The 14,993-nt window shown below is 74.0% G+C and carries 8 protein-coding genes; all 8 read right to left on the bottom strand.

The window, feature by feature from the left end:
• Positions 1-5: 5 nt before the first annotated feature.
• The 8 genes from HAV39_RS33455 to HAV39_RS33420 all read right to left on the bottom strand — a co-directional run bounded on the left by HAV39_RS33455 (position 6) and on the right by HAV39_RS33420 (position 14,949).
• Positions 6-1,328 carry a M16 family metallopeptidase gene (locus tag HAV39_RS33455; RefSeq protein ID WP_191843182.1) on the bottom strand — a complete coding sequence of 441 codons (1,323 nt, stop codon included), beginning with the start codon at positions 1,326-1,328 and terminating at the stop codon, positions 6-8.
• Positions 1,329-1,386: 58 nt separating this feature from the next.
• Positions 1,387-2,700 carry a M16 family metallopeptidase gene (locus tag HAV39_RS33450; protein ID WP_191843181.1) on the bottom strand — a complete coding sequence of 438 codons (1,314 nt, stop codon included), beginning with the start codon at positions 2,698-2,700 and terminating at the stop codon, positions 1,387-1,389.
• Positions 2,701-2,784: 84 nt separating this feature from the next.
• Positions 2,785-4,296, bottom strand: coding sequence for an FAD/NAD(P)-binding protein (locus HAV39_RS33445; RefSeq protein WP_191843180.1), 1,512 nt, complete (start codon positions 4,294-4,296; stop codon positions 2,785-2,787).
• 218 nt (positions 4,297-4,514) lie between these two features.
• A complete protein-coding gene (locus tag HAV39_RS33440) occupies positions 4,515-5,729 on the bottom strand; it encodes a S8 family serine peptidase (RefSeq protein ID WP_191843179.1) in 1,215 nt (404 codons plus the stop codon).
• A gap of 44 nt (positions 5,730-5,773) precedes the next feature.
• Entirely contained in the window at positions 5,774-5,926 is a 153-nt protein-coding gene (locus tag HAV39_RS33435) for a hypothetical protein (protein ID WP_170213157.1), read from the bottom strand.
• 146 nt (positions 5,927-6,072) lie between these two features.
• Positions 6,073-9,360 carry an ATP-dependent helicase gene (locus HAV39_RS33430; protein ID WP_191843178.1) on the bottom strand — a complete coding sequence of 1,096 codons (3,288 nt, stop codon included), beginning with the start codon at positions 9,358-9,360 and terminating at the stop codon, positions 6,073-6,075.
• A gap of 70 nt (positions 9,361-9,430) precedes the next feature.
• Positions 9,431-12,820 (bottom strand): ATP-dependent helicase, encoded by a 3,390-nt coding sequence (locus HAV39_RS33425; protein WP_373311676.1) that lies wholly within the window; start codon positions 12,818-12,820, stop codon positions 9,431-9,433.
• 128 nt (positions 12,821-12,948) lie between these two features.
• Positions 12,949-14,949, bottom strand: coding sequence for a glycosyl hydrolase family 28-related protein (locus HAV39_RS33420; RefSeq protein WP_203736171.1), 2,001 nt, complete (start codon positions 14,947-14,949; stop codon positions 12,949-12,951).
• Between the last annotated feature and the right edge of the window lie 44 nt (positions 14,950-14,993).

The following is a 14,993-nucleotide window of genomic DNA, read 5'->3' as shown; positions in this document are numbered from 1 at the left end:
CCCGCTCACGGCTTCGACTCGACCGTCACCGGCACGATCGCCGAGACCGCGGCCTGGATCTTCTCGGCATCGCCGAGGATCACCGGGGCCGCCACCGCGGGCGCGAGGTACGTCGCCGCGACCCGGTGCACGTCCTCCAGGGTGGCCGCGGCGAGCCGGGCCGAGTGCTCGGCCAGGAAGTCCAGCCGCAGCCCGAACCCGGCGTAGGTGCTGGCCAGCCCGGCCAGCCCGGACTGCGTCGACATGCCCAGCTGCAGCGTGCCCAGCGCGTACTGCCGCGCCTGCTCCAGCTCGTCCTCGCGGACCGGCAGCGCCGCGATGCGGCCCAGCTCGTACAGCGTCTCGACCAGGGCCGGCGCGGTGACCTCGGTGGCCACCTCGGCGGAGACGGTCAGCGTGGAACCGGCCACCGAGTGCTCGATCACCGAGTGCGGGCCGTAGGTGTAACCCTTGTCCTCGCGGATGTTCTCCACCCAGCGGGAGGAGAAGTAGCCACCGAAGATCATGTTCGCGAGCTGGAGCGCGGCGTGGTCGGGGTGCGTGCGGCCCACCGCCGGCAGCGCGAAGCGCAGCGACGACTGCACCGCGCCCGGCCGGTCCACCAGCAGCAGCGGGCCGGGCACCAGCAGCGGGATGGGCGGCAGGTCGGCCGTCTCGCCGCTGCCGTTCCAGCCGCCGAGCCGCTTGGCCGCGGTCTGCACCGCCTGCTCCGGGTCGAGGTCGCCGACGATGACCAGGGTCGCCCCGGCCGGGTGCAGCCGCCGGGCGTGCAGGGCGCGCAGCGCCTCCGGGCTCACCGCGCGCACCTCCTCCACCGACGGGGTCTGCACCGCGTACGGGTGTCCCGGGTAGATGCGCTTGAGCAGCGCGACGCGGGCCAGGTGGGCGGGCTGGCTCTGGGCGACCTGGATCCGGTCGGCCAGCCGCTCCACCTCGGTGACGACCTCGCCCTCCGGGTACACGGCGTCGTCGAGCACCTCGGCCAGCAGCTCCAGCAGCCGGTCCAGCCCGGACACCAGCGAATTGCCGCTGACCTGCAGGCGGTCCGGGTCGATGCCCGCGCCCAGGCCGCCACCGACGGTCTGCAACTCGGCCGCGATCTGGACGGTGCTGCGCTTGCTCGTGCCGGAGAACAGGGTCTGCGCCAGCACCGCCGCCTCGGCCAGCTCGGCCTTGGCGAACGGGACACGCAGCCGCACCTCGGCCAGCGGCACGCTCGGCCGGCGGATGGCCAGCACGGTCAGCCCGTTGGGCAGCGTCTGCTCGACCTCCACCGGCAGCACCAGCGGCCGGTTCTCATCCAGCTCGGGAAGGGTGGTCACGCTCATGCCTGCTCCTCGCATCGCTCGACGGCACGAGCTCCGCTGAGCCCACCGATACGCTCGCTCACTGGTTGCCTCCGGGCACGACCTCGATGGACGCCCGGCGGTTCGGGCGCAGGGCGGCCGCAGCGGCGCGGACCTGCTCCTCGGTCACCTCCGCGATCGAGTGCGGCAGGTCGTTGAGCAGCCCCGGGTTGCCCCGCTGCAGCTCCAGCACGGCCATCCGCAGCGCGCGGCCCAGCACCGCGTCGGTTTCGCGCAGCAGGTGGGTGGCCATCCGGGCCTGGGTGCGGGCCAGCTCGCCCGCGGTCAGCCCGTCGGTGGCCAGCCGGTCCAGCTCCTCGTCGATGGTGACCAGCACCTTGTCCACGCTGCCGCCGGGCGGCAGGTGCGACTGGAGCAGCAGCGCCGTGGGGTCGCGCACCTCGAACGGCTCACCCATGAAGCCCAGGTAGCCGCCGACGCTGGTGACGCTGCGGTCCTTCAGGACCAGGCGCTCGACCAGCCGCGACGCGTCGCCGTCGGTGAGCACCTCGGCCAGCACCACGTACGGCAGGTAGCCGGCGAAGTCGGTGATCGGGTCCGGGACCCGCCACGCCGAGGCGACCGCGGGCAGCGGGGCGAGCTTGTCCACGTAGGACTCGCGCCGCTCGGCGGTCAGGTCGGGCTCGGCGAAGTCGGCCCGCGACGGTGCCGGGCGGGCCGGCACGTCGCTGAAGTGGCGCTCGATCAGCATCCGGGCGTGCGCGGACGAGAAGTCGCCGGAGACGCTGAGCGTCGCGTTGCCGCAGGCGTAGTACTTGTCGAAGAACTCGGCGGCGTCGGGGACGGTGGCCGCCTCCAGGTCGCTGAAGGAGCCGTAGCCGTCGTGCGCGTTCGGGAACGTGTCGAACATGACCGGCGGGAGCTTGAGCCACGGGAAACCGCCGTACGGGCGGTTCAGCACGTTGACCCGGATCTCCTCCTTGACCACGTCGATCTGGTTCTTGAGGTTCTCCTCGGTCAGCCGCGGCCCGCGCATGCGGTCGGCCTCCAGGAAGAGCATGCGCTCCAGCGCGTTGCTCGGCACCGTCTCGAAGTAGTCGGTGTAGTCCAGATGGGTGGAGCCGTTGAAGGTGCCGCCCGCCCCCTGCACATGCCGGAAGTGGGCCAGCTTCTCCAGGTTGGCCGAGCCCTGGAACATCAGGTGTTCGAAGAGGTGGGCGAAGCCGGTGCGGCCCTGCGGCTCGGACCGGATTCCCACGTCGTAGACGACCGCGACACCGATCACCGGTGCGCTGCGGTCCGGGCTGAGCACGACGCGCAAACCGTTGGGGAGCGTGAACCGCTCGACCTCGTACGCCGTGCGCGGGATCTGGATGCTGGTCTCGGTGGACACAAAGCCGACCCTAGCAAGCTGCCGGAGGAGGCGTCGGCAGCAGCGGCTGTGAAATGTTCGCCCACAGCCGCCGCCGCGGACGGTCTAGGACTCCACGCACTCCGCGATCGGCGCACGGTCGTGCCCCGCGTCGCCCAGCGCGACGGCGAGCGCGCGGGCCTGTGTCCTGATCTCGGGCGCGGCGGTGGTCTCCCAGAGCACGCCGCGCCGGGTCGGGCCGAGCGTCCACAGCGCCGGGTGCGCCGAGCCGTCACGGCGCAGCAGCGCGCCGTGCGGGTCGGTGTCCAGCCCCAGGCGGTACGGGCCCGGCCGGGCCATGCCCTCCGCGACCAGCGCCCGGACCAGCGGGTCCGACTCGACGATGCGTCCCGGCCCGGTGCAGTTGACCACCGCGGCGAACGTCGGCGCGGTGATGGCGCCGCCGTGCCGCTCGCGCAGCACCACGCGCACCCCCTCGTCGGCGGCCTCGATGCCGCACAGCTCGGCCGCGCGCACCCGCAGCGAGCCGCTGTCACGCAGCGCGGTGATGCTGTCCGCGACGTCGGGAGCCATCCGGTGCCGGTGCACCTCCCAGTAGCGCGCCAGGTGCCGCAGGAAGCGGTGCTGGCCGGGCTCGGGCAGGCTCTGCCACAGCGCGTCCCAGTGCGGCCGCAGTGCGTCGAACACGGCCCGCCAGTCCCCGGTCTCGGCGGCCAGCCGCCGCAGCGAGCGCAGCAGCCCGGCGGCCGACCGGGCGGCCAGCAGCTCGGGCAGCGCGACCTGGACCTGTGCGGCCGCCTGCGCGGGTGACACCGGCGCGGACACCCCGCCCGGCGTGTCGGCGGCCGCCGACGCGAGCGCGGAGACTGCGGCGGATGCCGTGGCTCCCGAAGCGAGCTGCGTGACCTGGCTCGCGGCGGCCGGGCCGGGGCCGGCAGGCCGCCGGTGCGGCTGCGGCAGCAGCCCGTGCCGGGACACCGCGGTGAGGTCGTGCCGGCCGGCGTTCGCCAGGGTCAGTGCCACGTCGACGGCGGTCAGCCCGGTACCGATGAGCAGGATCGGGCCCTCGGGCAGGTCGTCCAGCGCGCCGGGCCGCCACGGGTCGGCCACGTACGCCCCCGAGCGGGCCGCGGCGGCGTCGAGCCGGGCCGGGGCGGACGGGGCGGGGTGGCCCAGCGCGAGCACCACCCGGTCGGCGGGGATCACCACGTCGTCGGTGAGCAGCACGGTGAGCGGGCCGCCGTGGCCGGACGGTTCGAAGATGCGCGCCACCCGGCCGCGCTGCACGGTGAGCCGCCCCTGCGCGGTCTCGTCGGCCGCCCGCAGCGTCTCGGTCAGGTAGTCGCCGTACCAGCTGCGCGGCACGAAGTCGGCGGGGCCGGTGCGCGGGTCGCGCAGCCGGCACCAGCGCAGGAAGTCGTCGGGCCGGTCGGGGTCGGCGCTCATCGCGGCGGCAGGCGAGTTCAGCAGGTGCCACGGGGCGGCGGTGCTGTAGGCCAGCCCGCGGCCGGGGCGGGCGCCGGGATCGACGAGCACCACGTGCCAGCCGTTGCGCAGCAGCTCACGGGTGGCGAGCACGCCACTGCAGCCGCCGCCGACCACCACCGCGATGCCCATGGCCGTACCTCCTCCGTGTCGCTGATCAAGTTAGCGCCGCCCGCCCGCGGAACGCGGGGAGGCCACCGGAAAACCCATATAACCTACCGGCACGATAGGAGATACAGCTTACATGCACCAGCGGCGGACGCCCGCAGGACGCGAGCGGCCGTCATCGGCAACGATCCGTTAACCCCTCCCGCGACCGATACGGCCGCGGTCCCGCCAGGTGGACGGGATCAGGCTGCCTGCTGCCGCACCCGGGCCGACCGGACCGCCCACCCCGTCAGACCCACCAGGAACAGCAGCAACGGCAGCACCACCAGCCAGCGCCGCCAGTCCCGGCTGTCCGCGAGCGCGACCGGCCGGGGCGACCCGCTCGGCGACGCGGCCGGGCTCGACGCCACCGGACTCGGCGACACGCTCGGCGCGGCCTCCTGCGGCAGGTTCGCGGCCAGCGCCGCGGACAGGTTGAGCATGCCCGCGCCGAACCGGCTGTCCGCGCCGGGCGCGCCCGCGTCCGTGGCGGTCATCCGCAGCCGCTGCAGCACCTGGGCCAGCGTGGCCTGCGGATATGCCGACCAGACCACCGCTGCCGCGCCCGCCAGCACCGCCGCCGCGCTGGACCCGCCGTCCATCCGGTAGCCGCCGCCCACTCCGGTCGTGATCAGGTCGACGCCGGGCACCGCGATGCCGGTGGTGCGCCCGCTCAGCGGCGCGACGGGCACCTGGCCCGAGCGGTCCGCCGGGATCGCGTTGAGCACCCCGGAGTACGAGGCCGGCCAGGGCGTGAACGGGCGGCCGGCGCGGTCCGCGTCGGCGGCGACGATCAGCACGCCACGGGCCACGGCCGCCTCGACCGACGCCTGCAACCGGCTGCTGGGCACGACACCGCGGCCGATGCAGACGACCTTCGCGCCGCCGAACACGGCCCGGTCGATCGCGGTGGCCAGCGCGTCCGGGTCGCCGGTCGCGCCGGGTGCGGGCGCGAACGCGATCGGCAGGATCTGCGCCCCGGGCGCCACCCCGAGCACGCCCGCCGTGCGGGGATCGCCTGCCGCGGCGCTCTGGCTCGGCGCGGGCCAGCCGGCCGACGCGGACGGCGTCACGGCCGGTCGCACCACCCCGGCGGACACCGCCGGAACATGGCCGTGACCTGCGATGAGTCCAGCGAGGCCGGTGCCGCGACCGTCCACATCGGTGTTCGAGGCGGCGTCCGGCCCGCCGAGCACCTGGCCGGCCAGATCCGGGTGGGAACGATCCACACCCGAGTCCAGCACCGCGACGAGCACGCCGGCGCCGGTCGCGCGCTGATGGACCGCCGCCAGGTCGAGACCGGTGAGCTGCCACTGCATACCGCGCACCACGTCCGGCTCGGCCGCGGCCGCGGGCGCGCCCAGCAGCAGCACGGCAACCGAGACAGCAGCCGTGACCAGGGACTTTGGACCAGACATCGGGCGCACTCCGGCGGGTATCGAGGCGTTCACAACATTCATCGTCAACCGGCCATAGGGGCGGCCGGCGGATGCACCTCCACGACGATACCGGCCTGTGCCGCGTGCCACGGCGCGAGCACCACGGCACCGGCGACCCCGACACCGATCAGCGCAAGGAGCATCACCAGGAGCAGTTCCCGGATTGACGACTCCACGGCGCACCTCCCACGGATGCGTGTGTCCGCTCACACAATGCCCGTTGCGTGCGACATCACGCAGTCGGTTTCCGGACTGGTCTCTGCGGCGGTTCGGCTGAGACGCCGCCATCAACGGATGACCCGGCGAGCCGGCGCCCGTCCGCCTAGTCGGCGTCCTGGGCGGGCAGCGAGGTCAGCAGCGCCGTCAGCCCGGCCTCGTCGAGCAGGTCGGCGGGCCGCACGGTCAGGTTGTCGCGCACGTAGTGGAACGCGGCGCTGACCTTGGCCACCGGCACACCTGCCAAAGCCGCCCAGGCCAGGCGGTATGCCGCCAGCTGCACCGCGGCCGCGGTGGCCGTCGCGCCGGCGGGCACCCGGCCGGTCTTCCAGTCGACCACCTCGTAGCCGCCCGCGTCGTCGCGGAACACCGCGTCCATGCGTCCACGCACGACGGTCCCGCCCAGCTCCACCACGAACGGCGTCTCCACCTCGACCGGCACCCGGTCGGCCCAGACACTCTGCTCGAACCGGTCCTTCAGCTCACCCAGCGCCTCATCGGGCGCGGCGTCCTCGTCGGCGGCACCGGGCAGGTCGTCCAGGTCGAGCAGCTGGTCGGCGCCGTAGCGCTGCTCCAGCCAGTGGTGGAAGGCGGTGCCCCGGCGGGCGTACGGGTCCGGGGCGGCAGGCAGCGGCCGCCGCAGTCGCCGAGCCAGTGCGGCCGGATCCTTGCGCAGCGCCACCAGCTGCGACACCGACAGGTGCGCGGGCAGCAGCACGTCGGCCCGGTTCGCTCGGCGGGCCTGCTCGTCGCGCTCGATGAGCAGCAGGTCGGACTCCTGCCGCCAGCGCCGGGTCACCTCGTCGTGCTCGACCGGCACGGTGCCGCCGTCCGGGTCGTCGAGCATGGCCCGGACCAGGTCGGCCGCCGACTCGACGGTGCGCCGCCGCGCGCCCAGCGGATCGCTGGGCCAGGTCGTCACGACCTCGCCGCTGGTCGGGTTGACCGCGTCCGGCTCGGGCTCGGGAATCCACACGTCGACGTGCCCCTCGCCCGAGCGGCACACCTCGACGATCTCCGCCAGCAGCGCGGACGGGCCGCGCGGCTTGCGCACCTTGTCGCCCCACCAGTAGCCGGAGGCGAACAGCCAGGTGCGCGGGCGGGTGACCGCGACGTACGCCAGCCGGCGCTCCTCGCGCGCGTCGTGCTCCTTCCACTGCTGCTCGAAGTCGGCGACGGCGCGGCCCAGCTCCTTCTGGTCGGCGGCGCTCTTCACGGCCAGCGCGGGCAGGCCGTCGCGGTCGCCGCGCAACGGGAACGGCAGCACGCCCAGGCCCTTGAGGAAGTGGTCGGTGCCCTTGCTCGGACCGGGCCAGACGTCCTTGGTCAGCCCCGCCACGGCGACCACGTCCCACTCCAGGCCCTTGGCCGCGTGCGCGGTCAGGATCTGCACCGCGCCCTCGGCCACGTCGATCTCGCCCGGCGACAGCCCGCGCTCCTCGTCCTCGGCCGCGGACAGGTAGGACAGGAACGCGCCCAGCGGCGCTCCGTCGGTCTCGATCGCGAACCGGGCCGCGACCTCGCCGAGCGTGTCCAGGTGCGCGCGGGCCAGCCCCGCGTCACCCGCCCGCACCGCGACCTCGACGTCCAGGCCCGCCGTGCGCTCGATGTCGGCGATCAGGTCGCTCACCGGCTGGTCCAGCCGGGCGCGCAGCCCGGCCAGCTCCTTCGCGTACGCCGACAGCCGGGTGAACGCCGCGGGCGAGTACTGATCCGGCTCACCGAGGTCCTCCAGCGCCTCGGCCAGCACCGCGTCGTCGAGCCGGTCCGTGACGATCTCCTCGCCCCCGGCCGGACGGCGCTCGTGCGCCAGTGCCCGCGACCGCCGGTGCAGCGCCACCAGGTCACGGGGCCCGATCCGCCAGCGCGCGCCGGTGAGCAGCCGCAGCAGGCTGGCCCCGTCCGTCGGGTCGTTGAGCACCCGCAGCGTGCACACCACGTCGCGCACCTCGGGCGTGTCCAGCAGGCCGCCCAGGCCGACCACCTCGACCGGCAGGCCGCGAGCCCGCAGTGCCGCCTCGATCGGCGCGATCTGCGAGCGCACCCGCACCAGCACCGCCGAGGTGGGCCGCCGGTCGACGGGGATGTGCGCCGGGTTCTGGTCGTCGGCCGTGCCCGCCTCACTGCGCCACGCGGTGACGACCTGGTCGGCGATCCACTCTGCCTCGTCCAGGTACGACTCCAGCAGGGCGCACTGCACGATGCCCGGCTCGGCACTGCCGGAGGTCAGCGAGACCACTCGGGCGCCCCGGTCGCGCAGCGGCGCGGAGATCGCGTTGGCCACCGACAGGATCTCTGACCGGTTCCGGAAACTGCGTCCGAGCTGCGCCTGCGCGGCGGGTTCACCGTCGCGGTCGGGGAACTCGCCCGGGAAGCGGTCCAGGGTGCCCGCGCTGGCCCCGCGCCAGCCGTAGATGGACTGGCACGGGTCGCCGACCGCGGTCACCGGATGCCCCTGACCGGACACCCCGCCCTCGACCACGGCCACGTCCCCCGCGAACAGTGCCCGCAGCAGCGTCACCTGGGCGTGGCTGGTGTCCTGGTACTCGTCGAGCAGCACCACCCGGAACCGCTCGCGTTCGGCCGCGCCGACCTCGGGATGGTCGCGGGCGACCCGCGCCGCGCGCGACATCTGGTCGCCGAAGTCCATCGCCTCCAGCAGCTGCTTGCGTTCGGCGTACTTGCGCACCAGCGGCAGCAGCTGCAACCGGGCACGCTGGCGGGCCAGCAGGTCGCGCACGTCGGCCATCACCCGGCCCGGCTTCGCGTCGACGCTCGCGTGGAAGCGGCCCGTCCAGGTGGCCAGGCTGTCCGGGGTGACCAGGTGCTCGGCCAGCTCCCCGGCGAGCGCCAGCACCGCCGACACCACCGTGCTCGGAGCGGCCTCCACCGCCGACATGTCCCCGGTGTACGAGCGCACCACCTCGTCGGCCAGCTGCCAGCAGGACGCCTCGGTGAGCAGCCGGGTGCTCGGCTCGTACCCGGCGCGCAGGCCGTGCTCGGTGACGATGCGCGCGGCGAAGGAGTGGTACGTGGCGATCGTCGGCTCACCGTCGAGCCCCTCGGTGAACCGGGTGCCGACGTGCCGGCGCAGCTGCCCCAGCCGCACCCGCACCCGGTGCGCCAGCTCACCCGCGGCCTTGCGGGTGAAGGTCAACCCCAGCACGTGCTCCGGGCGTACGTGCTGGTTGGCGACCAGCCACAGCACCCGGGCCGCCATGGTCTCCGTCTTGCCCGAACCCGCGCCCGCGACGACCAGCAGCGGCGCGACCGGGGCGCTGATCACCGCGGCCTGCTCGGCGGTCGGCGGCTTGAGCCCCAGCTGCGACGCCAGCTCCTCCGGCGTCCACCGCGGCCCCTCCTCGACGACAGCCTTCTTGACAAGCTCTGTCACGCTCGCACCTCGCTACGCTCGGCGCTCCCGTGAACTTTCCCGGCGCTTCCGGTTCGCTCGCTGCGCTCGCTCACGGCTCCACCACCTGGCGGCCCTTGCCGGAGACGGGGCAGCTGCTCTTCACCGGGCAGACCCGGCACTTGTCGTTGACCTTCGCGACGAAGGTGGAGGCGGCCATGGTGGCCGCGGTGCGGTGCACCATCGCGTGCGCCCACTGCGGGTCGGCGGTCTCGCCGATCGCGTCCTGCACCTGCTCCTTGGCGTCCCGGTGGGTGGTGCCCAGCTGCACCAGCGCCGCTCCGCCGGACTCGTCGCCCTCGGGGAACCCGCCCGCCTCGACCGCCACCTGATACGCCCCCAGCTGCGGGTGCTCGGGCAGCTCCTCGCGGGTGGCGGTGGTGGTCTTGCCCGTCTTCAGGTCGATGACCACGAGCCGGCCCTGGTCGTCGACCTCCAACCGGTCCACCCGGCCGACCAGGTCGATCGGCGGCTCGGCTGCCAGCCGCACGGTGAACTCGCGCTCGATCGCGACCAGCCGCCGGGGGTTCTCGGCCAGCCAGCGGGTCAGCTTGCCCAGCATCTCCGCCGAGCGGTCCTTCTCCCGCCCGGCCAGCCAGGCCGCGGCCAGCTCGATCGCGTCGAACCGGGCTGCGACGTAGTCCACCAGCACCGCCGGGTCGCTCATCGCCTCGTCGGCCAGCATCGCCGCGGCGTGCACCAGGTTGCCCACACCCTGCGCGGCCGTCGAGGCCGCCGCGCCGCCGTGCCGCTCCAGCAGCCACCGCAGCCCGCAGCGCAGCGCGCTCTCCATGGTGGACGGAGTGACCCGCACCGGCTCGTCCGGGCCGTGCAGCGGGCCGTCGTCGGACAGCTCCGGCAGCCCCCACCAGCTGTCCGGATGCGCGCCGGGCACCCCGGCGGCGGCCAGCCGGGCCAGCTCGCGGGCGGCGGCGTGCCGCCGGACCGGGTCCGGGCCGGTGACCGCCGAACGCAGCTCGGCGACGAGCGCCGACAGCGTCAGCGCCCGCGGCGGCCGGGCCAGCTCCAGCTCGGCGACCTCGTCCTCGTCCACCTTGACCGGCGGGGCGAGCTCGAACAGGAAGCGGCTGGGCCGGTCCTCGCCGTCCGCGCCGCCGACCGCGCCGGAGTCCACCGCGGTGACCACCAGCCGCCGCCGGGCCCGGGTCGCCGCCACGTAGAACAGCCGCCGCTCCTCGGTGAGCAGGGCGGCGGTCTGCGCGACGCGCTGCGCCTTCGCACCGGGCTGGGCGCGCTGGGAGACCTCGTCGACGAGCTGCTCGGAGCCGAGCAGGCTGCCGCGCAGCCGCAGGTCGGGCCAGACGCCCTCCTGGACTCCGGCCACCACCACCACGTCCCACTCCAGGCCCTTGGCCGCGTGTGCGGTGAGCAGCCGCACCGCCTCGCCCCGGTCGCCGCTGGCGGCCAGCGAGTCGGCGGGCAGCTGCTGGTCGGCGACGTGTTCGAGGAACGTGTCGATGCGCGCGCCCGGCAGGCGGTCGGTGAACCGCGCCGCGGCGTCGAACAGCACCATGATCGCGTCCAGGTCCCGGTCCGCGGTCTCCGCACGGCGCTGCTGGTCCAGGCCCATCGCGGGCGCGGTGGCGACCGCGGCCCAGCGCTCGGCCAGGCCGCTGGCCCGCCAGACCGACCACAGCACCTCCTCCGCGGTGGCCCGCGGACGGCCCGCCGTCTCCCGCGCGGTGGCCAGCAGCATGGCGATCCGGGTCGCGGGAGCGGCCCAGCGCCGGTCCAGCGCGGCCAGCTCCGCCGGGTCGCGCAGCGCCTCGACCAGCAGCTCTCCCGAAGCGCGGGTGTCGCCACCGGAGATCGCGAGTGCGCGCAGGCCCTGCCGCAACCGCCGCTCCGCCATCGGGTCGGCCCCGCCCAGCGGCGAGTGCAGCAGGGCGACCGCCGCGTCCTCGGTCAGCAGCTCCGGCTTCAACGCACAGCGCAGCAGGATCAGCAGCGGCTTCACCGCAGGTTGCTGGTGCAGCGGCAGGTCCTCGGCCAGCACCTTGGTCGGCACGCCCGCCTGCCGCAACGCGCGCTCGTAGGCGGGCAGCTGCGAGTTCGTGGAACGCATGATGACGGCCATGCGCGAGAACGGCACCCCGTCGACCAGGTGCGCGCGCCGCAGCCGGTGCGCCACGAACGCGGCTTCGCTGACCCGGCTGCGCAGCGCCACCACCTCGACCCCGACATCGGGATCGTCCGGCGGCGCGCTTCGCCCGCCCGCTCCGGCATCGCCCGCAGGAGTCGACGACTGCGCGGACCCGCTGGTGACGGCCGTCGGCAGCGCCGCGCCGTCCGTAGCGGCCGCGGGCCGCGTGCCGTCCGCGAATGACGCGGTCTGCTCCTGACGCGGTGCGGGCACGACGGGCAGGTGGCCGGGCAGGCGGCGGGCGATACGCGCGGTCGCGGTGCGCACCGCTGGTGCGGCCCGGTGCGTGGTGGCCAGCACCACCTGCTCCGTGCCCGGGAACAGCTCGCTGAAGGTCCGCACGATCTGCGGGTCGGCACCGCGGAAGGCGTAGGTCGACGAGTCGGGGTCGGCGAACGCCGTCAGCGGCAGACCGCCCGCGATCAGCTGCAGCAGTTCCACCTGAGCCGGGTCGGTGTCGGCCAGCTCGTCGACGTACACCGCGGACAGCCGGGAGCGCTCCGCGGCCAGCAGCTCGGGGTCGCGGCGCAGCATGGCGGTGGCGGCCCGGACCAGCTCGGCATGGTCGTAGCCGGCCGAGCCGCGGGTGGATGCGTCGCGCAGCGCCATCGTCTGCTCGTACTCGTGCAGGAAGCGGGCCGCGGCCTGCCAGTCGTCGCGCCGCTGCCAGAGCGGGTCGGCGGGGCCGATGCCCCGCTCGGCGGCCCGCAGCAGCAGGTCACGCAGCTGCTCGGCGAACGCGCGGGTGCCCAGCGCGGGCAGCAGCCGGTCCGGCCAGCCGGCGTCCTCGCCGGGCAGCAGCTCACGGATGACGAGGTCCTGCTCGGGACCGGAGAGCAGGCGCGGGGACGGGTCGCCCAGCAGCGCCGCGGAGCGGCGCAGGAGTCCGAAGGCGTACGCCGGAAAGGTCCTGACCAGCGGTTCATGCCCGACACCGCGGGCGATGCGGGCCTCGATGCGCCGCCGCAGCGACTGCGATCCACGCCGGCCGAACGTCAGCACCAGGATGCGCTGCGGGTCCACACCGTCGGCGACCCGCCGCGCGACGGCCTCGACCAGGGTCGTCGTCTTGCCCGTGCCCGGTCCGCCGCGCACCAGCAGGGGGCCGGACTCGTGCGCGATCACCCGCTGCTGGGCGGCGTCGGCACGCAACGACGGCCGGTCGGGGCCGCTGCCCCGGACCAGCCGCCAGTCCCGCTGAACGCCGCTGCTCACGCCGAACATTCCAGCACGCCCGGGCGACACCGCGGCAGCAGCCGAGCCGGTTTGTGATGGCATCGGGCGGGATCCGAGCCGCTAGCGCTCGGATCCCGCCCGGTGCGGGTACCGGATTTCCGGTCGGGCGCCCGGTGTCTGTGCACTCGAACGCCCGCCCGTGCCTCATCCGGTCTGGCAGTGATGCGTCGTCACCAGGGGGACGGCGCCGGGGGCACGACGACCGGCGGGCGGTCGTCGCAGGTGATGGTGTTCGGCAGCTCCCAGGAGGCCATCCAGGGGCCGGTGGTGCCGCCGCCGTCGTTGCCGCCCAGGTCGGTCACCACGAACTCGGAACCGGCCGGGGTGAAGTGGAACGAGCCGCAGTTGTTGATGCCGACCGCGCCGACGTTGCGGGCGTCCACGTTCTCGAACGACGCGCCGCCCTCGACCCGGCCGCTGAGCACCGAGGTGCCCGTACCGTCGATCCGCAGGTTCTTGAACTTGACCCCGCGGATCTGGACCAGGTCCTTCACGCCCCACTCGCTGACCATCATGATCGCGTTGTAGGTGCTGTCGAGGTAGTGGTCCCCGGTCACCTGGATGTCCGCGTCGATGGTCTTGTCCAGCGCGTAGATCCAGATCGCGCCGAGACCGATGTTCCAGTTCAGCTCGTACGTGCCGGCCCGGACCACGGTGTTGTTCGTGAACTTGAGGTGGCCGTCGAACGCGGTCGCCCCGAAGCGGGAACCGGCGTGCAGGCCGGAGCCCTCCCGGATCGGGTCGGCGACCAGGTTGTTCGACACCGTGTTGTTCGTGCCGCCGTAGATCGCGATGCCGTTGGCCAGGGTCGGGGTCTGCACCGTGTTGTGGTCGTAGACGTTGTTCGCGTCCGCCACGCCGTCGGACCACATGGCCAGGCCGTCGTCACCGGTGTTGCGGATGAAGTTGTTCGACACCAGCGAGTTCGTGACGCCCTTGCGGAAGTTCAGCGCGTCGGCCATCTGGTCCACGATGATGCTGTCAGTGATCTTGATGTTGTCCATCGGGCCGTCGAACCACATGCCGACCTTGGTGTGCTGGATGTAGAGGCCGTCGATCGTCGAGTCGCTGAGCGCGCCGCCGATGCCGTTGACCTGGTCGGTGTCGATGCGCTCGCTGACGTCACCCTGGATGGTGAAGCCGGACAGGTGCACGTTGCTGCTGCCGCCGTCCTCGGCGTACTTGCCGTAGAAGCCGACGCCGGTGTGCACCGAGCCGTCCTCGGCCGGCTCGGTCAGCGCGACCTCGCTGCCCCGGATGACCGTGTACCAGTTGCCCGCGCCCTCGATCGTCACGTCGTCGACGATGATGTGCCGGTTGACCTGGTAGACGCCCGGCGGGACGTACACCTTGAGGTGCCACTTCTTCGCGAACGCGATGGCCCGGTCGAACGCGTCGGCCGACTCGCGGCGGCCGGTCGGGTCGGCGCCGAAGGCCAGCACGTTGGACGCGACGAGCCGCACGTGCGGCTTGCCGACCAGCTCGGAGTCGAGCAGGTCGATGACGGTCCAGGCGGCGTTGCTGCCCGCCGGGACGGTGAGCCGCACCTTGTCGCCGGCCTTGTACGTCTTGCCGAGCAGCAGGCGCTGCTCGTCGTAGAAGTGCATGGGGCGGAACGGCTTGGTGATGACCGGCTTCGGCTCGGTGAACGCCGGCACGCACGCGCACTCGGTGATCCACCAGTCCGCGTGCAGCAGGTCGGCGTTGGGGTCGTTGCTGAACGGGTACTGGTTGTACAGCCAGGAGAACTCGGAGGTCAGGGTCATGACCTGCTTGTTCTTGCCGTTCACGGTGACGTTGAGCGGCGCGGTGATGCCGCCGCCGTTCGGCGCGTCCGGGATGCTGTAGCGAACGGTGATCGCGTTCGCCGCGGCCGGCAGCGTGAACTCCACGTACTGGCCACCGGTCAGCTTGACGGCCTTGCGGCCGGAGGCCTCCGCGGGCAGCGAGTACGCCGCGCGGTCCGGGCCGATGAGGGTGCCGTTGGTCGCCGCGTTCTCGGCTTCCTGATCGAGGAAGCCGACGCCGGCGCCCCGGCCCGCGACGAGCGCCGGGTCGAGCGCGGCGCGCGTCACCACGGGCGCGGCGCTGGTGGTGCTGGCTAGTGCCGTGCCGGCGCTGCCGACGAGGCTGAGACCGACGGCCGCGACGGTGGCCGAGGCGACCGCCATCGGGGCCCACCGCCGGGGCCGGCGGTGCCTCGCCGCAGCTCCTG

It is taken from the genome of Catellatospora chokoriensis, from assembly GCF_011297315.1.
Lineage (GTDB): Bacteria > Actinomycetota > Actinomycetes > Mycobacteriales > Micromonosporaceae > Catellatospora > Catellatospora citrea.
This window is presented reverse-complemented; position numbering and strand designations above follow the sequence as displayed.